Below are 22,440 nucleotides of genomic sequence, written 5' to 3'. Positions count from 1 at the left end.
GCCCACCGCCACGGCCCGTGCTCGGCTCGTACGGTCCAGGAACCGGTTCGCCACGGCGCGCGTATGGTGAGGGGTCTGTAGTCGACGCCAGCAACCGTCGACCGAACCATCGTCAAGAAGCGGCGTAGGTCTAGGACTCCCCTCTGGAGGGCTACAGCAACCTACGCAGACCGGCGCCCACCGAGGGCCGATCGGTGCGCCTTTCTCAGGACACGCCTATGGCGTACAGCCATCCCATCGAGCCCAGCAACGCCTTCGCGGAGCTTGGGCGGATCATGCCCGGCAAGACCAGCCTTCGCGACGTGTTCCAGCGCGTCGTCGACCTCACCGGACTCAGCATCCCGGAGGTCACCGAGGCGTCGGTCAGCCTGGTGCAGGGCAAGGAGGCCCACACCCCGGCCTGCACCGGTGGCCTCGCCCTGGCCCTCGACGAGTCGCAGTACGAGCTGGGCCACGGCCCCTGCCTGCAAGCCGCCGCCGCCACCACCATCGAGTCGATCACAAACATGGCAACCGAGAGCCGCTGGCCGGACTGGACAGCCCGCGCGCTGCGCGCGGGAGCCCACAGCTCCCTGTCCATCGGCCTGCCGATCCACGCCACCATCGGCGGAGCACTCAACCTCTACGCCACCGAACCCCACGCCTTCGACGATCACACCATCGCCGTGGCGCAGACCTTCGCCAGCTACGCCAGTCTCGCCATCGCCAACGACCACCTCGACAACGCCAGGACGACCCTCTCCCGACACATCGACGCCGCCATGGACAGTGGAGCTGTCATCGAACAGGCGAAGGGCATCATCATGGGCGATCGGCGCTGCACGGCCGACGAGGCCTTCGCCGTCCTGACGACGGCGCGGAACACCACGCGTACGGTCCGCGACGTCGCTCGTACCCTGGTGGACCGCACGGCTGTCAGCCGCGCCCAGGTCACCGGCGGGCCGTGAGCACCCCGGCGGTCGCCACCAGTGTCCCCGCCAGGAGGTACATCCAGCGGTCGTGGGCCGCGTTCCAGCCGTCGCCGGTGCCGACGAGGAGAGCCACCGAGGCCGGCAGCAGCGCCACCACCGCCATCCCCAGCAGCAGCATCGGGGCGGCGAGTGGGCTGGCGATCCCGCGCGGCGACCGTCGCCAGCCGACTGCCGACGCGAGGAACGCGACCGCCGCGACGGTCGCAGCCTCACGGGTCAGGTCCGGGTACGGCAACGAAGCGGTCTCCGGCCCGGACCGCGTCACCAGCAACGCCGCCGCCCAGCACGCACCACCGATGACCGCGGCGGGGACCGCTCGTAGCAGTGCGCCGAGCCAGGCCGGAACCGGCAGGGTCTCCGTGGTCGGCTTCGCGGCGTCGTCGAGCGCGAACGTGACGCCGAGACCGATGCAGGCCAGCACCAACCGCAGCAACGTGATGTGCTCGTCGGGAGGCAGGACCGAGCCGGTCACGGCCGGTGGGGTCACGATCGCCGCACCGACGACCCCGGCCGCCAGCAGCGGCGAGATCCGCGTCGCCCGCAGCGTCGGCCAGACCAGCGCCGCCACCGTCCGCAGTCGTCCACCCCGCTTCGGCACGAGCCGGCCGGCCGCCTGCCTCGACGAGCCGATGGCGGGTACGCCGCTCACGGGACGCACGGCAGCGCTTCGTCGTCCGGCGCGAGCGGCTGGACCGGCACCCCGAAGATGGCACCGAAGCGCTCCAGCGGAGTCTCGGGCGCGGTCAGCTCGGCCCAGTGTCGCTCGACCAGCGACGGCACCTCGTCGGACTGCCGCTCCAGCAGCTCCATCGCCGGTGCCGCCGCCCGGTCGGGCGCCAAGATGCCGTACAGGCCCGATGTGTCGCTGAAGACGAGCGCGCCGGTGCTCGTCTCGTCCAGCGAACGCATCCCGGCCAGGGTGGTCGGCGACGCCCGCCCGACCAGCCACACCAGGAGCGCGGCCTGCGCCCCGCAGAGGAAGTTCCCCCCGTCGTACGCCTTCGCGGCCATCAGCCGGTAGGCAACCTCGGCGGCCAGGGCGGCGGCTGCCCGATCGTCGCCCCACGCGGTGTCGACCCGGACCGCCTCCGGGGTGCCCGCCGCCGCGTCATCGACCTTCCAGCCGGCCACCACCTGCATGGCCTCGGCGACGGACCCGGCGCCCCCGGCCGAGATCTCCTCGACGAGGGCCCGCTGCCGCACCGCGAGCGGTGGTCCGGACGAGGCGGCGCTGTCCGGCACCACCGCGCGTACGGAGGTCACCACCGACTCCCACCCGGGGACGAACCCGTCGAACCCGTCGAAGTAGCAGTAGGTGACGTCGCCGCGCCTGACGCACGACTGGATGCTCGCCGGCCGGTCTTCGACAGTCGCGCGGGCCGCCGCCATGCCCGGGTCGGGTAGCGACTGGGTCACCCCTCCGCCGACGGTGAGGATCAGCCCGACGGCAAGCCCGGCCGCGACGACCGACCGCCGCGCGGTGGCCCGGGCCAGTACGGCCGCGACGAGCAGCACGGTGATCCCGACCAGGTAGGCGAGGTGCCGGGCCGAGGGCCGCTCGGAGACGCCGGCGGGGACCGGGACGGCGAACTCGCTGATGTAGACCGGAAGCAGGAACCGCCAGCCGGTCCCGACGAGGGTCATGGTGATCGCCGTGAACTCCAGCACCAGAACGAGCAGGACGAGCAGTGGGGCGATCAGCAGGGAGCGGATCAGGACGCCGGAGAGCACCCCGACCGCACCGAGGAGCAGTGTCAGCGCCGCCGGGGTCACCAGGGCGACGTCGACGCTTCCGGCCGCACCCGGGAGCACTGCGGAAACCGCGACCCGGACGCCCACGAGCAGCAGGCTGAGGCCGGCCAGCGGTAGCAGTGCCAGCAGGAACCCGCCGACCCGCCAGGCTGGCGGCAGCACCAGCACGTCGTAGGACGCGTCGACGTGGTGTCGGTGGGCCCGCAGCGTGACGAGGTTCGCCACGATCAGCGCCGACCCGCCGAGGATCGGCAGCGCGAGCAGCTGGATGGTGATCAGCTCGTCGGGGAGCACCGGATATCGGTTGGCCGAGCCGGACAGCCAGCCCCACAGCCACGGGGCGAGGAAGAGCAGCGCGGCCGCGACGGTGAGCGGGTGTCGTAGCATCCGGACCGACTCGAACCGGGTGAGTGCGAGCAGCGCTCGCCGACGCCCGGGTGTGGACGACGGCGTCGGCCGGGCCGGCGTGGCGACCGTCAGGGTCGCGGTCATCGCGCACCGCCCGCGACCGCGGACGCCTCGGCGCCGGCGCCGACAAGCGTCAGGTAGCCGTCCTCGATCGACGGCTCCACCAGCCTCGCCCCGGCTGGCGGGTCGCCGACGTGACGGTACAGCCCCGTGCCCGTCCGCCACGACGCCAACGTCCCGGCCCGGCGCGCCGCGCTCGTCCACACCCGGCCGGCGGCCAGCCCGGCCAGCTCGGCCGGGGTGCCCTCGAACCGGACCCGGCCCCGGTCCAGCACGATGACCTCCTGGCACAGCGACATGACGTCCTCGGTCTGGTGGGTGGACAGCAGCACCGTCTTGTGCTCGCCGAGGTCGGCGATCAGCTCCCGGAACCGCAGCCGCTGCTCCGGGTCGAGGCCGACCGTCGGTTCGTCGAGGATGACGAGGTCCGGGTCGCCGACCAGGGCGGCCGCCAGCGCGAGCCGTTGCTTCATGCCGCCGGACAGGGTCCGGATCCGGGACCGTCGGCGGTCGTCGAGGCCGACGGCGGAGAGCACCCGGGCGACCTCGGTGTGCCGCGCCGTCCGGTGGGTGAGCTCCTTGAGGATCGCGACGTAGTCGACGAACTCGAACGCGGTGAACGACGGGTGGAAGCCGGGGTCCTGCGGCAGGTAGCCCAGCCGGCGCCGGACCGCGAGCCGCCCGGGTGGCGTGCTCGGGTCGTGGCCGAAGACCCGCAGCGTGCCGCCACCCGCCGGCAGGGCGGTCGCGACGATCCGCAGCAGCGTCGTCTTGCCCGCACCGTTCGGGCCGAGCAACCCGGTCACCCCGGTACGCAGGGTGAACGACACGTCCTCGAGCGCGGTGGTGCGCCCGTACCGCAGCGCCAGACCGTCTGCCTGAACGGCAGTCATGACATTCTCCTCGACAGGTGGGGGACGTGGTGGCGGTCGTAGGTGCCGCGCTGTCGGGCCAGTGCCACGGCGGCGATCCCGCCGACGATCACGACGCCGACCTGCCCGGCCAGGGTGAAGACGAGCCGGTCGCCGAAGGTGGCGGCGACCACCGTCGCCCAGCCGACGCCGACGACGACCGCGGCCGGCCCCGCGCCGAGCCGAGCCGAGAGCAGCACCGACAGCACGGTCAGGGCGAGTGACGGCAGGAACCAACCGGTCGCGCGCAGCCCGTACTCGTAGATGAAGAGGCTGGCCACGGCGGACAGCGCGGTGGTCGCGGACAGGACCGCGAGGCACCGCAAGAGCAGTAACCGGAACGAGCGGATCGGAGCGACCACCGCGATCTCGTAGGTGGGGTCGATGCCGGGCGCGAAGGACATCGCGACCGCGACCAGCGGCAACAGCGGGGCGACCGCGAGGAACACGACCGGGTCGGTGAACAGGGCGATCGTTGCCGTCAACGTGGCCGTGACCGCGATCGCCACGAGCCACGACAGCCGCAGCGCGGGCGTCGCCGCGAGCAGCCGCGCGGTGTGGTCGGGAACGCCGACCGCGATCATCAACCGTTCGACAGGCCCCGGCCGCGGCGCGTCCAGGGAGGCGTCGAGGCGGGCCCAGCCCTCGTCGATCGCCCACCGCAGGTCGGCGGTCGCGGCGGCGGCGAGGCGTTCGCGGCACTCACCGCACGCCGCCAGGTGCGCCTCCGTGGACCACAGACCAGGGGCGGCGAGGGTACGGGTGGCGTAGGCGCGCAGGTCCTCGTCGAGCAGGTGCCAGGTCATGTCAACTCCTCTCGCAGTTGCCGGCGGGCCCGCATCGCCCGCGTCTTGACGGTGCCGGCGGGGATGCCGAGCAGGACGGCGGCCTCGGCGGTGGAGAGGCCGTCCAGGACGGTGGCGCGGATGACCGCGCGCAACTCCGGGGAGAGGCGGGCGAGGGCGCCGCCGAGGTCGCCGTGTTCGAGGCCGATGAGCACCTGCTCCTCGGCGGACGACTCGTCCCGGCCGCCCAGGCGGGCCAGCAGCCGGCCGAGCCGGTCGCGGGACGTGCGGCGACGCAGCGCGTCGATGAGCCGGCGCGACCCGATCCGCCACAGCCAGGCGGCGGGGTCGGTGTCGCGGGGCCGGAAGGAGGCGGCGGCGCCGGTCCACACGGCGAGGAACGTCTCCTGCACGACGTCGTCGACGAGGGCGTCGTCGGCACAGCGGTAGCACAGGCGCAGGCGCAGCCATGGCGCGTGCCGGCGGTAGAACGCCTCGAACGCGTTCCGGTCGCCGCCTGCGGTCAGGGCCAGGAGGTCGGCGTCGTCCTGGGCGGTCATGCCTACCTATCGCAACGGCACCGAGTTTCGGTTCGCCATCCTGGCACGGCCTCCTGAATCGCCGGGCCCGCGCCTGCCGGAAGGCCGGCTGGCGGGGGCCCGGCGACGTGACCCGTCAGCGGCCCTGGAGGCGCTTCACGTTGTCGCCGAAGGTCCAGCCCTTCGACCCGTCCCAGTTCGCCGACCAGGTCATCAGGCCCTTCAGCCCGGGCACGGAGTTCCACGCCTGCGTGACCAGCGACGTCGACAGGTGGCCGCCGCCCGCCCCGATCTGCGCGGGCAGGCCCGGGACCTGCTTGTCGTACGGCACGCGGATGGTGGTGCCCTGGATGGTGAGGCCGTTGTTGAGGCACTGTGTCTGCACCGTGAAGCCCTGCACGGTGCCCGCCGGGTACGAGTCGCCGTTGCAGCCGTACATGCTGCCGTTGTAGTACTGCATGTTCAGCCACCAGAGCCGGCCGTTGTCCACGTACTTCTTGATGATCGGCAGGTACGAGCCCCAGATCGAGCCGTAGACCACGCTGCCGCCGGTGACGTAGGCGGTCTCCGGTGCCATGGTGAGGCCGAAGTTCGACGGCATCCGGGCCAGCACGCCGTCGATGATCCGGATCAGGTTCGCCTGCGACGTGGACAGGGTGTTGATGTTGCCGCTGCCGGTCAGGCCGGTCTCGATGTCGATGTCGATCCCGTCGAAGTGGTACGCCGTCAGGATCGGCACGATCGTCGCGACGAACCGATCGGCGACCGCGGTGGAACTCAGGTCGATGCCCGCGGCGGCTCCGCCGATCGACATCAGGATGGTGGCGCCGGCGGCCTTGGCCTGGCACATCTCGGCCGGGGTGGCGACCTTGACGCCGGCGTCCATGCCGTTCTCCCAGAGGACCGTGCCGTCCGCGCGGATCACCGGGAACGCCGCGTTGATCACGTTGTAGCCGTGCTGGCTGAGCCGGCTGTCGGTGATCGGGATCCAGCCGAGACCGGGGTGTACGCCGTTGGAGGCGCCGTCCCAGTTCTCCCAGTAGCCCTGCAACACCTTGCCGGTGGGCCGCGACTTCACCGCGCAGGTCCCGCCGGTGGGGGGTGGCGTGGTCGGGGGCGGTGTGGTCGGGGGTGGAGTGGTGGGTGGCGCAGTGGTGGGTGGCGCCGTGGTCGGTGGGGCGGTGGTGGGCGGCGGAGTGCTTCCCGAGCACGCGCCCAGGTCACGCCACAGCGACGGGGTCGCGGCCGGGTTCCAGCCGGCGCCGGGGTGCGCGGTGTGGGTGACAAGTGCCTGGTAGAGCCGGCCGCCGTAGGTGACCTGGGCGCCCGTCTGGTACGTGGTGCCCTCGGCCCAGGCCGGGGCGGTGCAGGCGACCATCGGCACGGCATCCGCCGAGGACACGGCCGCCATGCTGCTGGGGACGAAGGCGACGGCTGCCGTGACGGTCATCGCCGCCCCGGCCACCACTGCGAAAATCCGACGGCTCCTCATGGCTCACTCCCCAGGCTTCGACGACCCGCGACCTCCACATATTGACGTTCGTGAAGTTTAATATCAAGGGTTGTTTACAGATTCGAGGAAGTGGGGGAGTTCGGCGGCGGGATCGGCGTGGGGCATCTGCTGTCGTACCCCTGTGGTGGAGTGCACGCCATGGGTGTGCTGTACGACTACTTCCGGGCCGAGGACGACGCTGCGGCTGTCAGGTTGGTGGAGGATTTCGAGGGCGGGCCGCTCGCCGTCGGTCACGGCGGCGCGGCCGTGGATGCGGTCGACCTGAAGGGCATCGAGCCGACGGTGATCCTCGGCCAGCTCGTGGGTTTCGTGCGCCAGGTCGACTGGAACGCGAGCCTGATCGGTACCGATCTGGTGTGGAGCGAGGACGAGCAGGAGGGGCCGTGGCTGATGTCGCTCGATCGGGCCACGCGGGACACCCTCGCCTCCATCGCCACGCCGCAGATGCCGGAGTTGTCCGCGCGGTGGGGGCGGACCGAGGAGTTGGCGCGGAGTGGCCCGCTTCCCGACGACGAGATGCTCCCGGTCATCGACAAGGTCGCCGCCCTCGTGCAGCGCGCCCGGGACGCGGGCGAGGGCCTGTACTGCTGGTGCTCCTTCTAGAAGGGACGCGAATGCCGTTGCGGTGCCCGGTAGGATTTCGACCATGTGTTGCTTCGCCGCTTGGCGTACCCGCCGCTGAGGGTCGGCTTGCCGCCGTTCCGGCCGCCAGCCGGCCATCTGATGCCCGTTTTGTTGGCTTTCAGATCCTCGGCTCGAGAGGCACACTCACATGCGTATCCGCTCGTTTCTTCCGCATGACCTGGCTCGGCTCACCGAACTGACAATCGAGACGTTCGGGCCGTTCTACGAGGACTCCTTCCGCCCCCTCGTGGGCGAGGCGGTCTTCGCCAACCAGCACGGTACGTGGCGCGACGACTACGTCAAGCAGGTTGCCGGGCTCCATGACCCCGCCGAGCACCGGTACGTCGCGGTCGCTGAGATCGACGGTGCCGTCGCCGGCTACGTGGCCTGGGCAGTAGAACCCGAGCGCCGAAATGCCAGCGTCACGATCCTCGCCGTGTCCGCGCAGCACCGCCGGCTCGGCGCGGGCACCGTGCTGTGCGAGCACGCGTTCGCCGCGATGCGGGAACTCGGTGCCGAGGTCGTCATGATCGGCACGGGCGGGGACGGATTCCATGCCCCCGCCCGAGCCCTGTACGAAGCACTTGGTTGCACTCCGCTGCCGATCGCCGTCTACTACCGGGAGCTCTGATCTGATCCGGGCGGGCCCGGCGTGACGCCGAGCCCGCCCGTTTTCGTCCGGCCGCGATCCCTACGCGAGGGGCGCGAGCCGGAACTGCTGGTTGGTTTGTCCGTGGCAGTCGTACAGCTGAATCTGGGCTCCGTTGGCCGTGCTCCAGACGTCCAGGCATCGTCCGGACTGGACGCTGCTGATGGTGCCGTTGGAGTTGACGTTCCACTGTTGATTGGTCTGGCTGTGGCAGCCGTAGATCTGCACCGCCGCGCCGTTGCCGGAGCCCGCCGCGTCCAGGCACATGGTGCCGTACACCTGGAGTTGTTTGCCTGCGGTGTAGGTCCATGCCTGGTTGGTCTGCTTGTTGCAGCCCCAGAGTTGCACCCGGGTGCCGTTGGTGCGTGCGGCGTTGGGTACGTCGACGCACCGACCGGACTGCGTCCCGACGATCTCGCTGGCCGAGGTGGGCGGGACGGAGGGCGACGCGGTGGGGGTCGGCGTGTTGGTGGGGCTCGGCGTGTTGGTGGGGGTCGCCGTCGGGCTGGTGGGCGTCGAGGGCAGCAACGGGCAGGTGCTGCGGTAGGTGACCACGCCGCTGGAGTCCAGCAACGGGCACAGGAACTGGCTGTACCGGGCGTCGTTGTCGACGAACATCTTGACGAACGGCAGCATGGTGCGGACCATCACCGGGTTCGACCGTCCGACCATGAACCCGTGATCCGCGCCGGCGACCTCCACGTAGACGCTCTCCGTGGTGGCCGGGAGGCTGTTGTACAGGCCGGTGGCGTAGGACGGGGTGACCACCGTGTCCGCCTGCCCAGCGAAGATCATCGTAGGCACCCGGTCGTTGGCCAGGTTCGACGACGGCGAGTACGGCGCGATGCCGACCACTGCCTTCAACGACGGGCGCCGGATGGCCGCGCTCAGTGCGCCACCGCCACCCATCGAGTGACCGGCGACCGCCAACCGGGTGGGATCGACCCGGTCGCGTACCGGGCTCTGCTGGGTCAGGTAGTCCAGTGCGGCGAGCAACTGGGTGCCTCGAGCCGTGTCGAAGTCGTTACGGCTGTTGGTCTCGATGCCGATCACGACGAAGCCGTGGGAGGCCAGCCACGGACCCATCCAGGCCAGTTCGGCGGAGAACAACGCGGTGTAGCCGGGCGAGATCGCGATGGCCCCGAAAGTGCCCTGGCTGGTGTCGGTCGGGTAGTAGATCCGGCCGCCGTTGAAGCCGTACCCGGTCGGGACGCTCACCGACGTGTTGGCGAAGGGGCCGTTCACGGCGGTGACGCTGGTCCGGGTGGGGTCCGGGCCTCGCTGGTACGGGTTGTCGGCGGCCGATGCCGATCCGGTAGTCATCGTCAGGGTGAACATCGCGACTGCGGCGGCGATCCCCGCAGCGGCGAGTTTCAGCAGCCGTCCGCGAAGACGGGAGGACACCCGGTTGTCTTCCTCGGGTGGGGGGTGGTTCGCATGTCCGCGCATGGTTGGTACCTCCTGGTGGTGGGTGGGTGCCCCGGCGTTGTCCGTCCGTCAGTGCTGCCGCGTCAGCAGACCCGGGCCGGGCGCCCTCGGAGCAGAATTACCGCCGTCGTTCCGGAAGATGTGAGCGTCAGTGGTCGGGTGCGCCCGGTGGGACGGGTCCGGGGACATCATGCTGATCCTCCGGTGGTGAGAGCGAAAACCACGGGTCGTTAGCGTTAACGTTCACACTCATCGATGGCTCTCAGGCTGGCACGAAGTTCCAGGATTCTCAACCGGTAGTTTCGGGCCTGTTACGGATCGGGAGGTCGGGGAGCGTGTCGCGCTCGACCGGGGGACACCAGCGAGGCGGTCGCGGCGCCTCGGTCTGCTCCCCGCGTCGGAGTGGGTTGCGCGCCACGCATTCTGGGAAGGGGACAGTCCCGAACGCGTACCTCCTCAGTGGACGGAGACTGCCATGCTGGACAACCTTGCCGTGGTCGGAGGTCCGAAGACGCCGGTCTCCCAACCGGTGCTGATCGGCTTCTTCGTCCTCGTCGTGGTGGCCATCGTCGTCATCCTGTTCCTGCGCTCCCGGAGCAAGTAGCACGCGCGACCGGTCGGCCCGGCACGCCGACGGGGGACTAGCGCTGCTCGCCCGGCATCCGGGTGTGGGCGCGTGTCTCCCACGCCCACTGCGCGATGCCGACGCGATTCCGCACGCCCAGCTTGCGGTGGACGCTGGCCAGGTGGGTCTTGACGGTTCCCGTGGTGATGAACAGTCTGGCGCCGATCTCGGGGTTGGTCAGACCGTCGGCCACCAGGGAGACGACCTCCATCTCGCGGTCGGACAGCGCGGGTTCCGGCTTGCGGGCGGGCGCGATCGTGGTCCGGGAGAGTTCGCGGAGCAGCCGAACCGTCACGGTGGGGCTGATCAACGCGTCGCCGGCCACCGCGGCGCGAACCGCCTCGGTGAGAAGCGCCGGCCCGGAGTGTTTGACGAGGAATCCGCTGGCGCCGTGGCGGAGCGCGGTGTGCACGTAGGCATCGAGATCGTAGGCCGTCACCACCACGACGCGCGCCGCGACGGGAGCGCCTGCCGCGCACAGCCTGCGTGTCAGTTCGAGTCCGTCCATCCCGGGCATGCGGATGTCGGCGATGACGACGTCGGGACGCAGTTGCCGAGTCAGGGTCAGCGCCGTCGCACCGTCGGCGGCCTCGCCGACGACCTCGATGTCCGTGGCGGCCCCCAGGATGGTGCGGAACCCGAAGCGGACGGAGTGCTGATCATCAGCGAGGAGTACGCGGATGGTCATGCTGTCGTCCGCAGCACGTCGGCGGGCAGGTCGGCACGTAGTTGCCATCCAGCGGGCGACTGCGGCCCGTAGTCGAGCGTGCCGCCGAGCATGTCGACTCGTTCGGCCAGGGCGTTCAGCCCGGTGCCGCTGCGCCGTCGTACCGGATCGCGCCGACTGTGCATCGGTGCGGGGCTCCGCTGGTCGGTGGGTGACGTGTTCGTCACGGCCACGGTGACGCCTTCGAGCCTGCGGTGCAGCCGTACGTCGACGGCGGCCCCGGGGTGGGCATGGCGGCGCACGTTCGTGAGCGCTTCGACAACCACGCGGTAGGCGGTCGTGCTCGCCTCGGGCAGCAACGAGGATTCGAGTCCCGGATCGACAGCGACGGTGACGGGTCCGTCCCAGGCGGCCGCGTACCGCCGGATCAGGTTCGGCAACTCGCTAGCATCCGGCAAGGGCGTGCGGACCGCGCCAGCGACATCCTCAAGTTCCCGGAGCAGCCGGATGGTGCGATCCATCGCGTTCAACGCGCGGGTGCCGTCCGCCTCGATGGCCTGGAGTACCTCGGCGACGTCGACACCCTCGTCGAGCAGGATCCGTCCGGCCTGCGCCTGGATCACCATCGCGCTGACGTCATGGGCGACGAAGTCGTGGAGGTCGGTGGCGAGTTGGACGCGTTGCGCCCGGCGAGCCAGCCGGACGGCGCGTACCCGGGCCTCGTCGAGGCGGCGCAGGTACCGACCGGCGGCGATGCCGGCGAACCCGGCCAGCGACCAGAAGACGCAGACGGCGACGCGGTCGCGCCAGCCCAGCTCGGCGGCCCCGGTGATCGGAACGGCCAGCACGCTCTCCGCGAGGATCGCCACGGCGACCGTCAGTGTCGAGATGCGGGACGTGGCCATCCGGCAGACCAGGGCGAGGTAGGCGACCAGGACTGCCGTGGTCAGCAGGGGCCACGGCCCCGCCGGCATGGGAGCGCCGGCGTGGTGCCACAGCGCCACCGCGCCGAGTGACAGCACGGACACCACGACGCTGCTCACGCCGGTCAGGTGCCGGGCGCGCGGCCAGATCGCCGCGTGCCCGGCGAGCGTCGCAAGGGCCAGCACGGCTACGAGGGCGAGCGGTGGGTGGCCGCCCGAACCCCAGACCCCGGCCGGTACGACGACAGCGAGGCAGGCGCCGATCGCCGTACTCGCTCGTGCCGTACGGCTGCGGGACACCCGCCCGTACCGGGCTCCCAGGGCGTTCAGCGAGATCACGAGGTCACCGTAACCGCATCGCGCTGCCGACCGGTATCTACCGATCGGCAGATGGCGAGGGGTTCCTGAGCGCGGCGATGCTGGCGTCACGATGCCGGTCACGGGCGTGGCCGGCTCACCCACGGGGAGAACAGAGATGCACGCAGCACTGACGGATGACGTACCGGCATCACGACACCATCGATATGTCGCCGGCTGGCCGGAGGCCGGCGTCCTGGTCGGGTCCCTCCTGCTGGTCGCTGTCGGGGTCCTGTGGTGGCTGCGCCCGAGCAGCTACCCGTTCGGCCCGCAGGACCGGTTCGCGGACCTCTCCCTCATGACCTACGTACCGTCGGACACGGCTGTCGCGCTCGCCCTGACGGCCGGCGTCGTCGGGCTGGCGCTGGCCGGTCTGCTCCGCAGCGGCCGGGTCGGCGCGGCGGTCCGGGTCGGCGGCATCGTGGTCGCCGCCGTCGCGGCGACGCTGCTCGGCTTCCTGGTTCCCGACATCCAGGTGCTCACCATCACCGCGTACCTGATGACGCTGGCGGTGCCTGCCGCGATCACCGCCGCACTGGCCACGCGCCTGTTCAGGTCCGCGAGGCCACGCAGCGGTCGCGCCGCGGGCGCCGGTGGCATCACCGTCGGAGCGGCAGCCTTCGTCGCGCTGCTGCTGTGGTTGGGCTACATCGCCCGCGACGCCGAACCGATCGGCTACCGACCGTTCGTCGTGTTCGGATCCCTGGCCGTCGGCGCCTGTTGGGCTGCGGTGTTGGTCCGTCTCCTGCGGCACCACCGCGGCCACTGCCAGTCCTGTGGACGCCCGGGAGCGGCGTGGACGACACCAGCGGCGGCGTCGTCCTGGGGTCGCGTCCTGACCTGGGCCGCCGCCCTGTGCCCCCTGCCGTACGTGGTGACCAGACTGAGCTGGCTGACGCCCTGGCCCATCGGGGAAAGCGCCGAGACCCTCGCCGCACACCCCGGTCTCCGCATCTTCGGACTGGCCCTCGCGGTCGCCGGCGAGGCAGGCACCTGGCTGACTCTCGGCTTGATCCGGCCCCGCGGCGAGGTCTTCCCACGCTCGTTGCCGTTTGTCGGCGGTCGCCCGGTACCCGTCCACGCGGCGGTCATACCCGGCCTGATCGTGGCCCTCATGATGTGCATCGCCGGCCATTCGCTGGTACAGCAGTCCTTCGGGGCCGGAACCGACCTCTCGGAACATTTCCTGGTCCTGTTGATGCCCTTCCCGCTCTGGGGGCTCCTGCTCGCCGCCGCCACCCTCGCCTACTGGTACCGGCGACGCCCCGAATGCCGCGTGTGCACACCTGTCCCGACCGCCGTCCCACGGGTCCATGGGAGAGTGCATCCGTGACCACGTGGGCTGCCGGCGACTATCCGGCCATGGCGCGGCGGCTGATGCCGGTCGCCGAAACGGTGGTGGCGGCCGCCGCGATACGGCCGGGTGAACAGGTGGTCGACGTGGCCACCGGTACGGGCAACGCGGCGATACTGGCCGCCCGGTGCGGAGCCCGTACCGTCGGGGTGGACCTGGAGCCGGCGCTTGTGGAACTGGCCCGGCGTCGGTCCGCGGACGACGGCCTGGCGGTCGACTGGCAGGTCGCGGACGCCTGTCGCCTGCCGCTTCCCGATGATGCGGCCGACGTGGTCCTGTCGGTGTTCGGCGTGATGTACGCGAACGACCACGAAGCGGCGGCCCGGGAACTGAGCCGGGTGTGTGCCCCATCGGGCCGGGTCCTGCTGGCCGCCTGGACACCGGGCAGTCTGCTGCCGGCCATGGGCCAGGTGCTCGGCGGATATCTACCGCCGCCTCCGGCCGGAGGCGCCCCACCGAGCCGATGGGGTGACCGCACGCTCGTCGGCCAGATCCTGGCAGACGCCGACCTGCGGATCACGTCGACCGTCGTGCACCGGTTGGGCCTGAGCTTCGCCAACGCCGACGCGGCGACCAGCCTGCTCATCGACACCGCCGGTCACGTCGTCACCGAACGGGATCGGCTGGTGGCCCAGGGCCGGTGGGAGGCGTTGCGCGCGGACCTGCGCTCGTTCGTCGGCGACCGTGGGGTGGCCGACGGCGGTCGTCTCCGGTTGGAGGTCGAGTACCTGCTCACGACGGCGGTACCGGCAGCGGCGGTGATGCCGTGACGCGGGCCGGTCTGGACAAGCAGCCGCCAACGGTCGCCGCGATGTTCGACGGCGTCGCCGAACGGTACGACCCCTGACCGAGTCCATTCGCGTCTGGCCGGATCAGCGGGACCTGGCGGAGCGGATCGCCGCGTCGGGCTGGCAGCGGGTGGGTTGGCGCAACCTCAGTGGCGGTGTCGCCGCGCTGCACCGCGCCACCCGCCGTTGAGGACGTGTTCGCCCCATCGCGGAGACAGCGGGTACGACTCAGTCGACCCGCCGGGCCAGCACCTGCCCCGGCCAGGAGCCAGCTCGGAAGGTGTCGGTGGGGGTGAACCCGTTGCGCTCGTAGAACGCCACCAACTCGCCACCACCGCCCGCCCAGCAGTCCACCCGGAGCAACCGCACGCCGGCGCGTCGGGTCTCCTCCACGGCGTGCGCCAACATGGCCGCTCCGAGGTGTCGACCGGCGAACCGTCGGTCGGTCACCAGGAGGCGGACGTACCGCTCGGGTTCTGCCGCGGGCGTGATCGGTGCGCGCGGGCTGGGTCCGTAGTCCAGCACCAGGGTCGCGGCTGGTGTCCGGTCCAGCTCAGCGATGTACGGGAGGTTCTCGGTCAGGTACCGGTCGACCAGGTCGGCCCCGCCGGGCTTCGCGGAGAACGGGGTGGTGCCCCACTGCTCGGTATTGCCCCGATCGTTCATCCACGTCACCGCGGCGTCGAGCATCTTCAGTACGGCGGGTGCGTCGGCCGGGCTACCGCGTCTGATCCGTACGCCGTCGGTGCTGTCCTGCATGGCGAAATGGTAGGCGGGCCGGTAGCCGACGGCGACGCGCCGCCCGGGAAAGTGCCCGGGCGGCGCGTCTCCGGCAGTAGCCGGATGTGGCACTAGGCGCGCGTGCTCCACTGCTGGTTGGCGCTGCCTTGGCAGGCCCAGAGGTGCAGTTGCGTTCCGTTGCCCGTGCCGGAGTTGACGGCGTCGAGGCAGAGCCCCGACTGGGCAGAGGTGATGGTGCCGTTGGCGTTCAGGTTCCACTGCTGGTTGGCCTGGCCGTTGCAGTCCCAGATGATGACAGCGGTGCCGTTGCTGCTGCCCGCGCCGCTGGCGTCCAGGCACTTGTTGCCGTAGACGGTCAGGGCGCGGTTGGAGGTGTGGGTCCAGCGCTGGTTGGTGCGACCGTGACAGTCCCACAGCGCCGGGCGGGCCCCGTTGGTGGTGCTGGAACCGGGGACGTCGACGCAGCGGCCGGACTGGCTACCCACGATCTGCACGTTCTGCTGACCACCCGGCGGCGGGCTCGACGGCGGGGGAGTGGTGGTGGGCGGTGCGCTGGTGGGCGGCACGGTGGACCCGAACTGGCTGAAGAACCGCCACACCTCCTGCTTGACCCAGCTCCGCGCGCCGCTCTCACAGCCGGCACACCCGTCCACCGGCCCCTGCTGGTGGCCGCCGTCGAAGGCGGCCCAGAGCACCGGGTATCCGGGCTGGCACGAGTACGCGGTGGTGATGTGGGTCAGGCTGCCCGCCCGCGGTTCCGGCGGGGTCTGCGCGGCACAGCCGTTGTTCCGGACGAACCTGTCGCGCAGCGACCGTCCGCTCCCGATGTTGTCGTTGATGCCGTGAATCCCCAGGTACGCCACTGGCTGGGTGCCGCCGCTGCATCCGCTGATCGCCCCGGGGGCGGCGATTGCCGCGACCGCACGGAACACGTTCGGCCGGGAACACGCCAACGAGTAGCTCATCGCGCCGCCGTAGCTGAACCCGACCGAGAAACGTTGGGTGGTGTCCACACAGAGCGCGTTGTCGATCATGCGGATCATGTCGTCGGTGAAGGTGACGTCCTCACCGTTGGAGTTGCCCCAGCCGCCGTTGAGGCCCTGCGGGGCGACGAAGATCGTCGTGTTGTTCGCCTGCGAGAGCATGCCGTAGTAGGCCCACGACGCTCCGTCGGTGCCGCCGCCCGCGACCTGGCTGGAGGTGCCGCCCAGCCAGTGGAACCCGAAGGCCAGCCGGTGGGCATAGGTGTTGTTGTAGTTGTCGGGCAGCCGAAGGATGAAGCTGCGGCTCTTTCCGCTGCTCTGGATGGTGTGGGTGCCGCTGTTCAATCCGGGCGCCTTGCCGCAGCCGGCGGTGCTGGCCGCGGATGCGGATGCGCCGGTCATGATGACGTACGCCCCGACGGCGACCATCATCATGGCGGCCATGGCCGCCCCTATCCAGGGGTTGGTGAGTTTTCGAAGTGGCACAGTCAAACCTCCTTGGGTATGCGTTGCTGACGACGTGCGGCATTCGACCCGCGTCGGCGACACGCAGCTGGGCGGACGTCCCGTTCTGATTGGCGGGACAACGACCAGCGGGGGACGGCGTGGCTGGACGCGGCGATGCCGGAGTCCGCACGGGCAGGGACGGGCGTCGCGGCGGCGATCGCCCGTCGTCTGGGCAGGACGACTGTGCGTCCTGCCGCGGCCGTGGGGATGTTGCCGGCCGCCCGTGCACGGGTATGACGCGTGAAGGCGGAGCTGACTGTCGGCCGATCCGATGGCATCGTGATCCTTCCGCAGTCGAGATCCGTTTACCGCGCCGAAATAGATTAGCATCATCGTCTGACGTATGACGTCACTACGTAGCGTGATGCTGGCCGACGGTCCGCTGCCCGTTCCGAGCGCGACGCCGATGCGCCGGAGATGCCCCGCAGATCGTCGCGGTGCAGCTGGCTCTCATCTGGACGGTGTCCGTGCACCCCCTCGCCGGCATGGTCGAGGGTGTGTCGAGCACTCCTCGGGGTAGCGGTAGGGGAAGCACGCAGGGACCCCGGAGGAGGACGAGATGACCGAGCCCAGGTATGTACCGATCGCACTGGCCGCCCCCGAACAGCTCATCGACGACGACGGCGCGGGTGCCGACGCTGGCGGGGAGATCGTCGGCGCGGACGACGCGGCGGCCGACGCCGCCCGGACCGGAGCGGACGTGGACCTGTCCCACGCCGCCCGCGACAGCGACGGCGTTCCGACAGGTGCCGCGGACGCCGAGGCCGACCGCCACCGTGCCGCCGGCGACGGGTGAGCCGACGCGGTGCCACCGGCCCGCCCCGCCGTTGCCTGGCGGCGGGGTGGGCCGGAAACGCCGCCGCCGAACCCGGAACCAGCAACGCCGGTGGCCGAGCCGCACGCGGCGTTGGCGGCACTCGGCGTGGCGCAGGTCACGGCGGCCGTGGCGGAGGTCGAGCAGACCGGACCCGCATCCGCCGCGCCGGCGGCCACCTCCAGCCAAGGGCAGGTGAGCCCTGCTTGGACCGCGGATGCGGGTGATGGAAGATGGGCGGATGCTTGTGCGGGACCGCAACAACGTGATGGTGGCCGGTCGTGAGGGCGGCCCGACTCTTGTGCTCGCGCACGGCTTCGGTTGCGATCAGCAGATGTGGCGCCATCTGGTCGCCGAAATCGGACAATGGGCCCAGTTGGTGTTGTTTGATCATGTCGGATCAGGTAAGGCCGACCCGATGGCCTGGGACGCAGACCGGTACGCGTCCCTGGACGGCTACGCCGACGACGTGCTGACCATCTGCCAGGACCTCGACCTCCAGCAGCCGATCTTCGTCGGGCACTCGGTGAGTTCGAGCATCGGGGTCCTCGCGGCGAACCGCGAACCGGACCGCTTCTCCGCACTTGTCCTGGTCACCCCGTCGCCGTGCTACATCGATGACGAGAACTACCGGGGTGGCTTCACTCGCGAGGACATCGACGACCTGCTCGATTCACTCGACAGCAACTACCTCGGCTGGTCGTCGACCATGGCGCCCGTGATCATGGGCAATCCCGAGCGGCCGGAGCTGGGTGAAGAGTTGACGGCTAGCTTCTGCCGGACGGATCCCGCCATGGCGCAGGTGTTCGCCCGGGCGACGTTCCTGTCCGACAACCGCACGGATCTCGCCAGCGTGAGAGTTCCGACCCTGATCCTGCAGTGTGCTCAGGACGCCATCGCACCGCCCGAGGTGGGGGCATTCGTCCATCGGCAGATTCCTGGAAGTCGACTCGTCACACTGGATGCGACGGGGCACTGCCCGCAGTTGAGCGCGCCGGAGGCGACGGCCGCAGCGATCACGTCGTTCGTCAGGGCCGCCTACCGATGACCGCCACCGCGGGGCCCGACCCGGACGGTCAGGGCCTGGGCGATGACGGGAGTGCCCAGCCGAGTGGGGTCGGTTTTCCTGCCCTGCTTGAAGACAACCTCGAAGACCTGTACGAAAATGCGCCCTGCGGGTACCTGTCCACCCTGCTGGACGGCACCATCGCGAAGATCAACGAGACGTTGCTGGGCTGGCTCGGCTACCGCCGCGAGGAGCTCGTCGACCGGCGTCGCTTCAGTGATCTGCTCACCGGTGGCGGCCGGATCTACCACGAGACCCACTTCGCGCCGATGCTCGCCATGCAGGGCGAGATCGCCGGTGTCTCCCTCGAACTTCGCACCAGGGACGGCTCCCGGATGCCGGTCCTCGTCACGTCAGTCGTCAAGACCGGCAGCGAGGGGCAACCCCAACTCATCCGGACGGCCATCTTCGACGCGAAGATGCGCCGCGCCTACGAAAGAGAGCTTCTCCACGCCCGCAGGGCCGCGGAGCGCGAGGACCAACGGCTACGACATCTCGTCAGCCAACTGCAACGCAGTCTCCTGCCCGCCGTACTGCAGACCCCGCCCGGGCTGGAGAGCGCCGCGTACTACCGGGCCGCCTCCACCGACCAGGTCGGCGGCGACTTCTACGACCTGTTCCCGCTCATCGACGGCCGCTGGGGGTTCTTCCTCGGCGACGTCAGCGGCAAAGGCGTCGAAGCGGCCGCCGTCACCGCCCTGGCCCGCTACACGTTGCGCGCCGCGACCGTCTACGACCCCGATCCCGCTGCCGCGCTGCACAACCTCAACACCGTGCTCTGGCAGGAATACCGCTCGGACGCGCGCTACTGCACCGTCGTGTTCGGCATCCTCACACCCACGCCGGCCGTCGGCGGTTTCACCGCGATCATCGCCAGCGGCGGGCACCCGGAACCGTTGCTGCTGCGTGCCGACGGCGCGACCCACTACCACCCCACCAAGGGCCGTATCGTGGGGGCCTTCCCGCAGTCCCGGTACACCAACACCACGATCGTGGCGAACCCCGGCGACACGTTGTTCCTCTACAGCGACGGACTCACCGAGGCTCGTGTCGATGGCGGTGAGACCGCCGACGGTCGCTACGGAGCGGCGGCTCTCGCCCGATTTGCCGGCTCTCTCGCGCCCGCCACCGCCGCCGATACCGTCGCCGCCGTCACCGATCTGCTCGACACGTTCGGCGACGGGCTCACCGACGACACCGCGGTCCTGGCCATCGGCGCCCCACCGATGCGACGCTGACCGGCCAAACCCCAGAAGCCCGCTGGTTGCCGGCCGCCGATCGGCGCGGCGCGACGCCGGGCGATGCCGTCGGAGGCGGCGGCACCGGAGACAGGTCGTACGAGGCGACCAGGCCACACCGGTCGGCCGGGGGCGGGTGGCAGACTCATCGGCGTGAACGACGTGGCCGCTTCGTCGGTGGATGGTGAGCTGGAGAGCGTCAGTCTGGTGGACCTCGCCGTCTCCCGGCTGACCCGGGAGATCCTCAGCGGCAAGAGCGACCCGGGCGAACGCCTGGTGGAGGAGCAGCTGACCCGACGGCTGGGGATCAGCCGGGCTCCGTTGCGGGAGGCGCTGCGGTTGTTGGCCCAACAGGGACTGGTCGAGCACGTGCCGCGGCGGGGAGTCCGGGTGGCCACCCTGTCGGACCGCGACGTGCGGGAGCTGTACGAGCTGCGGGACATGTTGGAACAGTTCGCGGTGCGGGCCGGGATCCCGGTCGGCCGGGAGAGCGACCTGGCCGGGTTGCGGGCGACCCTGGACCAGATGAGGGAGGCGACCCGGTCCGGCGACCGGATGGCGGTCGCCGAGTCGCACCGGGAGTTCCACGTCGCGCTGGTGGCGCTCGCCGGTAACCGCCAACTGTCCGCCGTGTACGGCTCGATCCTGGTGAAGTTGCAGCTCTACATGGCGATCAACCTGCGCCGGGAGGCCGAGTTGGCGCAGCCGCTGGACGGGGTCCACCGGCACGAGCGGCTGTTCGAGGCGGTCGCCGGGGGAGACGCGGAGGAGGTGCTCACCGTGCTCGCGGGGCACGGGGCGCGCTCGTACCTCGGTTAGGCGCGGCGCGGCCCGGGTGCCGTCATGTCGTCGTTACACAGCGCGCTGGTTCCCGTAACAGTTCGGTCGACAATCGACTGTATGCCAGAACCAGTAGGGTCCATTTCGGAGCTTCGGTCGGCGTACCGCGATGGCGGCCTGACCCCGGCGGCCCAGGCCGAGCGCGTCCTGGACGGGCTTGCCGGACGTGCCGGCGGGCCGGTCTGGATCAGCACCGTCCCGGCTGAGCACCTGCGCGAACGCGCCGAGTCGCTGACCCGCCACGGTGATCCCGCGCTGCCGCTGTACGGCATCCCGTTCGCGGTCAAGGACAACATCGACGTGGCCGGCATGATCACCACCGCCGGCTGCCCCGACTTCGGGTACCGCGCCGCCGAGGACGCGCCGGTGGTGCGCCGACTGCTCGACGCCGGCGCGATGCTCGTCGGCAAGACCAACCTCGACCAGTTCGCCACCGGCCTGACCGGCGCACGCTCGCCCTACGGCAGCTGCGAGAGCGTCTTCGGTGGCGGGCTGATCTCCGGCGGCTCCAGCTCCGGCTCCGCGGTTGCGGTCGCCGCCGGCCAGGTCAGCTTCGCCCTGGGTACGGACACCGCCGGCTCCGGTCGGGTGCCGGCGGCACTGAACGGGATCGTCGGCCTCAAACCCACCCGGGGTCTGCTCAGCGCGGCCGGTGTCGTGCCGGCCTGCCGCTCGCTGGACTGCGTGTCGGTCTTCGCCGCCGACGTCGCCGGCGCCGTCGAGGTGTTGCACGCGGCCCGTGGCGTCACGGCGGCCGACCCCTGGGGACGTCCGCTGCCGGCGGAGCGGGTGGTTGCCCGCCTGCCGGGGACGCTCCGCCTCGGAGTGCCCCGGGCAGAGGACCTGGAGTTCTTCGGCGACGCCGGGCAGGAGGCTCGGTTCGTCGCGGGAGTGCAACGGCTGCGCACCTTCGTCGGGACCCCTCGGTCGGTGCCGCTCGGCGACTTCTTCGAGGCGGGCGACCTGCTCTACCGGGGACCCTGGGTCGCCGAGCGGCTCGTCGCGCTGGACGGCTTCCTGCGGTCGCATCCCGAGTCGGTCCTCGCGGTCACCCGGACCGTGCTGGAGACCGGGCGGCGCTACGACGCCATCGACGCCTTTCGGGGCCAGCACCGCCTGCGCGAGCTGCGGGCGCAGGTCGACCAGCTCTGGCAGGACATCGACGTGCTGGTCGTGCCCACCGTCGGCACCACGTTCACGCTCGACGAGATCGCCGAGGACCCGATCGGGCGCAACGCCATGCTCGGCCGCTACACCCAGTTCGCGAACCTGCTCGACCTGGCCGCGGTGACCGTACCCAACGGGTTCACCAGCACCGGTCGCCCGGCGAGCCTGACCCTGGTCGGCCCGGCGTTCAGCGACACCACCCTGTCCCGCCTGGCCGCCACCCTCACCGACGGCGGCCCACCAACCCGGACGGTCGAGGTCAGCTCACCACCGGCGCAGCGTCCGGCGGAACTCCTGGTCGCCGTGGTGGGCCGGCACCTGACGGGCGAGTCCCGCAACGGTGAGCTGGTCGGGCAGGGTGCCGCGCTCGTCGACACCGCCCGCACCGCGCCGCTCTACCGGCTCGTCCGGATGGACACCCCCGACGGCGAGGGACTGCCCGGCCTGGTCCGCGTGGCACCGGACGAGCCGGCGGGTCATTCGATCGAGGTCGAGCTGTGGCGACTGCCCGGCTCCGCGGTCGGCGGTCTGCTGGCCGGGGTCCCGGCCCCACTCTCGCTCGGCTGGGTCCGGCTCGACGACGGGCGCGACGTGCTCGGTTTCCTCTGCGAGGCGTACGCCGCCGGCCCGCCGGCCGAGGACATCAGCGCCACCGGAGGGTGGCGGGCCTACCGCCGCGCCGCCACCCGGCGCTAGCGCGGACAGGCACCAGCGACGACGACAGGAGGCG

22 protein-coding genes and 1 pseudogene are annotated in these 22,440 nt (G+C 71.0%); 12 read left to right on the top strand and 11 right to left on the bottom strand.

Going from position 1 to position 22,440, the window contains the following annotated elements; translation table 11 throughout:
- Window positions 1-218 precede the first annotated feature (218 nt).
- Entirely contained in the window at window positions 219-947 is a 729-nt protein-coding gene (locus AB0A90_RS32240) for a GAF and ANTAR domain-containing protein (protein WP_357255266.1), read from the top strand.
- On the opposite strand, the gene AB0A90_RS32235 is transcribed toward AB0A90_RS32240, so the two are convergent.
- The 6 genes from AB0A90_RS32235 to AB0A90_RS32210 all read right to left on the bottom strand — a co-directional run bounded on the left by AB0A90_RS32235 (window position 931) and on the right by AB0A90_RS32210 (window position 6,918).
- Complete coding sequence (locus AB0A90_RS32235; protein WP_357255263.1) at window positions 931-1,629, bottom strand: hypothetical protein; 699 nt, start codon at window positions 1,627-1,629, stop codon at window positions 931-933. The two genes, AB0A90_RS32240 and AB0A90_RS32235, sit on opposite strands and share 17 nt — an antisense overlap.
- Complete coding sequence (locus AB0A90_RS32230) at window positions 1,617-3,215, bottom strand: hypothetical protein (protein ID WP_357255261.1); 1,599 nt, start codon at window positions 3,213-3,215, stop codon at window positions 1,617-1,619. The genes AB0A90_RS32235 and AB0A90_RS32230 overlap by 13 nt, the downstream gene beginning before the upstream one ends.
- On the bottom strand, window positions 3,212-4,084 hold the full coding sequence (locus AB0A90_RS32225) for an ABC transporter ATP-binding protein (protein ID WP_357255259.1): 873 nt from the start codon (window positions 4,082-4,084) through the stop codon (window positions 3,212-3,214). Before AB0A90_RS32225 ends, AB0A90_RS32230 begins: the two co-directional genes overlap by 4 nt.
- The gene (locus AB0A90_RS32220) at window positions 4,081-4,908 is read right to left on the bottom strand and encodes a hypothetical protein (RefSeq protein WP_357255258.1); all 828 of its coding nucleotides are present in this window, start codon (window positions 4,906-4,908) and stop codon (window positions 4,081-4,083) included. The genes AB0A90_RS32225 and AB0A90_RS32220 overlap by 4 nt, the downstream gene beginning before the upstream one ends.
- Entirely contained in the window at window positions 4,905-5,447 is a 543-nt protein-coding gene (locus AB0A90_RS32215; RefSeq protein WP_357255256.1) for an RNA polymerase sigma factor, read from the bottom strand. Before AB0A90_RS32215 ends, AB0A90_RS32220 begins: the two co-directional genes overlap by 4 nt.
- 115 nt (window positions 5,448-5,562) lie before the next feature.
- Window positions 5,563-6,918 carry a glycosyl hydrolase family 18 protein gene (locus AB0A90_RS32210; RefSeq protein ID WP_357255253.1) on the bottom strand — a complete coding sequence of 452 codons (1,356 nt, stop codon included), beginning with the start codon at window positions 6,916-6,918 and terminating at the stop codon, window positions 5,563-5,565.
- Between the two features lie 90 nt (window positions 6,919-7,008).
- Between AB0A90_RS32210 and AB0A90_RS32205 the strand changes: the two genes are divergently transcribed.
- On the top strand, window positions 7,009-7,542 hold the full coding sequence (locus AB0A90_RS32205; RefSeq protein ID WP_357255251.1) for a hypothetical protein: 534 nt from the start codon (window positions 7,009-7,011) through the stop codon (window positions 7,540-7,542).
- A 169-nt stretch (window positions 7,543-7,711) separates the two neighbouring features.
- Window positions 7,712-8,194 (top strand): GNAT family N-acetyltransferase, encoded by a 483-nt coding sequence (locus tag AB0A90_RS32200; protein ID WP_357255248.1) that lies wholly within the window; start codon window positions 7,712-7,714, stop codon window positions 8,192-8,194.
- A gap of 60 nt (window positions 8,195-8,254) precedes the next feature.
- Here AB0A90_RS32200 and AB0A90_RS32195 read toward each other — a convergent pair whose 3' ends face one another.
- A complete protein-coding gene (locus AB0A90_RS32195) occupies window positions 8,255-9,661 on the bottom strand; it encodes a ricin-type beta-trefoil lectin domain protein (protein WP_357255245.1) in 1,407 nt (468 codons plus the stop codon).
- 454 nt (window positions 9,662-10,115) lie between these two features.
- On the opposite strand from AB0A90_RS32195, the gene AB0A90_RS32190 reads away from it, so the two are divergent.
- Entirely contained in the window at window positions 10,116-10,244 is a 129-nt protein-coding gene (locus AB0A90_RS32190; RefSeq protein ID WP_357255242.1) for a hypothetical protein, read from the top strand.
- A 37-nt stretch (window positions 10,245-10,281) separates the two neighbouring features.
- Here the strand turns inward: AB0A90_RS32190 and AB0A90_RS32185 are convergent, their stop codons facing one another.
- Together AB0A90_RS32185 and AB0A90_RS32180 are read right to left on the bottom strand one after the other, a co-directional pair.
- Window positions 10,282-10,953 carry a response regulator transcription factor gene (locus AB0A90_RS32185; protein ID WP_357255239.1) on the bottom strand — a complete coding sequence of 224 codons (672 nt, stop codon included), beginning with the start codon at window positions 10,951-10,953 and terminating at the stop codon, window positions 10,282-10,284.
- Window positions 10,950-12,194, bottom strand: coding sequence for a histidine kinase (locus tag AB0A90_RS32180; protein ID WP_357255236.1), 1,245 nt, complete (start codon window positions 12,192-12,194; stop codon window positions 10,950-10,952). The genes AB0A90_RS32185 and AB0A90_RS32180 overlap by 4 nt, the downstream gene beginning before the upstream one ends.
- A 136-nt stretch (window positions 12,195-12,330) precedes the next feature.
- Between AB0A90_RS32180 and AB0A90_RS32175 the strand changes: the two genes are divergently transcribed.
- The 3 genes and pseudogenes from AB0A90_RS32175 to AB0A90_RS32165 all read left to right on the top strand — a co-directional run.
- On the top strand, window positions 12,331-13,545 hold the full coding sequence (locus AB0A90_RS32175) for a hypothetical protein (protein ID WP_357255234.1): 1,215 nt from the start codon (window positions 12,331-12,333) through the stop codon (window positions 13,543-13,545).
- The gene (locus AB0A90_RS32170) at window positions 13,542-14,336 is read left to right on the top strand and encodes a class I SAM-dependent methyltransferase (RefSeq protein ID WP_357255231.1); all 795 of its coding nucleotides are present in this window, start codon (window positions 13,542-13,544) and stop codon (window positions 14,334-14,336) included. The genes AB0A90_RS32175 and AB0A90_RS32170 overlap by 4 nt, the downstream gene beginning before the upstream one ends.
- A 73-nt stretch (window positions 14,337-14,409) precedes the next feature.
- Window positions 14,410-14,544 (top strand): annotated as a pseudogene (locus AB0A90_RS32165) (class I SAM-dependent methyltransferase); the annotation flags it as partial.
- Window positions 14,545-14,582: 38 nt separating this feature from the next.
- On the opposite strand, the gene AB0A90_RS32160 reads toward AB0A90_RS32165, so the two are convergent.
- Together AB0A90_RS32160 and AB0A90_RS32155 are read right to left on the bottom strand one after the other, a co-directional pair.
- Window positions 14,583-15,113: a GNAT family N-acetyltransferase gene (locus AB0A90_RS32160; protein ID WP_357255228.1), complete on the bottom strand. Its 531-nt coding sequence runs from the start codon at window positions 15,111-15,113 to the stop codon at window positions 14,583-14,585.
- Window positions 15,114-15,205: 92 nt separating this feature from the next.
- Window positions 15,206-16,513: a ricin-type beta-trefoil lectin domain protein gene (locus AB0A90_RS32155; protein WP_357255317.1), complete on the bottom strand. Its 1,308-nt coding sequence runs from the start codon at window positions 16,511-16,513 to the stop codon at window positions 15,206-15,208.
- Window positions 16,514-17,144: 631 nt separating this feature from the next.
- On the opposite strand from AB0A90_RS32155, the gene AB0A90_RS32150 reads away from it, so the two are divergent.
- From AB0A90_RS32150 to atzF, 5 genes are all read left to right on the top strand, one after another.
- A complete protein-coding gene (locus tag AB0A90_RS32150; RefSeq protein ID WP_357255225.1) occupies window positions 17,145-17,381 on the top strand; it encodes a hypothetical protein in 237 nt (78 codons plus the stop codon).
- 235 nt (window positions 17,382-17,616) lie between these two features.
- Window positions 17,617-18,447: an alpha/beta hydrolase gene (locus tag AB0A90_RS32145; protein WP_357255222.1), complete on the top strand. Its 831-nt coding sequence runs from the start codon at window positions 17,617-17,619 to the stop codon at window positions 18,445-18,447.
- Window positions 18,444-19,703, top strand: coding sequence for a SpoIIE family protein phosphatase (locus tag AB0A90_RS32140; protein ID WP_357255220.1), 1,260 nt, complete (start codon window positions 18,444-18,446; stop codon window positions 19,701-19,703). The genes AB0A90_RS32145 and AB0A90_RS32140 overlap by 4 nt, the downstream gene beginning before the upstream one ends.
- A gap of 153 nt (window positions 19,704-19,856) precedes the next feature.
- Entirely contained in the window at window positions 19,857-20,522 is a 666-nt protein-coding gene (locus AB0A90_RS32135) for a GntR family transcriptional regulator (RefSeq protein ID WP_357255217.1), read from the top strand.
- 81 nt (window positions 20,523-20,603) lie between these two features.
- Window positions 20,604-22,406, top strand: a complete 1,803-nt coding sequence (gene atzF / locus AB0A90_RS32130; protein ID WP_357255214.1) for an allophanate hydrolase — start codon at window positions 20,604-20,606, stop codon at window positions 22,404-22,406.
- Window positions 22,407-22,440: the final 34 nt, after the last annotated feature.

The organism is Micromonospora sp. NPDC049204 (assembly GCF_040647935.1).
Classification (GTDB): Bacteria; Actinomycetota; Actinomycetes; order Mycobacteriales; family Micromonosporaceae; genus Micromonospora.
The sequence above is the reverse complement of the archived record's forward strand: the minus strand, read 5'-3'. Positions and strand labels throughout refer to the sequence as shown.

Coding starts and splice junctions, on each gene's coding strand:
- AB0A90_RS32240 (WP_357255266.1), top strand. CDS start 219: ATGGCGTACAGCCATCCCATCGAGCCCAGCAACGCCTTCGCGGAGCTT.
- AB0A90_RS32230 (WP_357255261.1), bottom strand. CDS start 3,215: ATGACCGCGACCCTGACGGTCGCCACGCCGGCCCGGCCGACGCCGTCG.
- AB0A90_RS32225 (WP_357255259.1), bottom strand. CDS start 4,084: ATGACTGCCGTTCAGGCAGACGGTCTGGCGCTGCGGTACGGGCGCACC.
- AB0A90_RS32220 (WP_357255258.1), bottom strand. CDS start 4,908: ATGACCTGGCACCTGCTCGACGAGGACCTGCGCGCCTACGCCACCCGT.
- AB0A90_RS32215 (WP_357255256.1), bottom strand. CDS start 5,447: ATGACCGCCCAGGACGACGCCGACCTCCTGGCCCTGACCGCAGGCGGC.
- AB0A90_RS32210 (WP_357255253.1), bottom strand. CDS start 6,918: ATGAGGAGCCGTCGGATTTTCGCAGTGGTGGCCGGGGCGGCGATGACC.
- AB0A90_RS32200 (WP_357255248.1), top strand. CDS start 7,712: ATGCGTATCCGCTCGTTTCTTCCGCATGACCTGGCTCGGCTCACCGAA.
- AB0A90_RS32195 (WP_357255245.1), bottom strand. CDS start 9,661: ATGCGCGGACATGCGAACCACCCCCCACCCGAGGAAGACAACCGGGTG.
- AB0A90_RS32190 (WP_357255242.1), top strand. CDS start 10,116: ATGCTGGACAACCTTGCCGTGGTCGGAGGTCCGAAGACGCCGGTCTCC.
- AB0A90_RS32185 (WP_357255239.1), bottom strand. CDS start 10,953: ATGACCATCCGCGTACTCCTCGCTGATGATCAGCACTCCGTCCGCTTC.
- AB0A90_RS32175 (WP_357255234.1), top strand. CDS start 12,331: ATGCACGCAGCACTGACGGATGACGTACCGGCATCACGACACCATCGA.
- AB0A90_RS32160 (WP_357255228.1), bottom strand. CDS start 15,113: ATGCAGGACAGCACCGACGGCGTACGGATCAGACGCGGTAGCCCGGCC.
- AB0A90_RS32155 (WP_357255317.1), bottom strand. CDS start 16,513: ATGATGATGGTCGCCGTCGGGGCGTACGTCATCATGACCGGCGCATCC.
- AB0A90_RS32150 (WP_357255225.1), top strand. CDS start 17,145: ATGACCGAGCCCAGGTATGTACCGATCGCACTGGCCGCCCCCGAACAG.
- AB0A90_RS32145 (WP_357255222.1), top strand. CDS start 17,617: ATGCGGGTGATGGAAGATGGGCGGATGCTTGTGCGGGACCGCAACAAC.
- AB0A90_RS32140 (WP_357255220.1), top strand. CDS start 18,444: ATGACCGCCACCGCGGGGCCCGACCCGGACGGTCAGGGCCTGGGCGAT.
- atzF (WP_357255214.1), top strand. CDS start 20,604: ATGCCAGAACCAGTAGGGTCCATTTCGGAGCTTCGGTCGGCGTACCGC.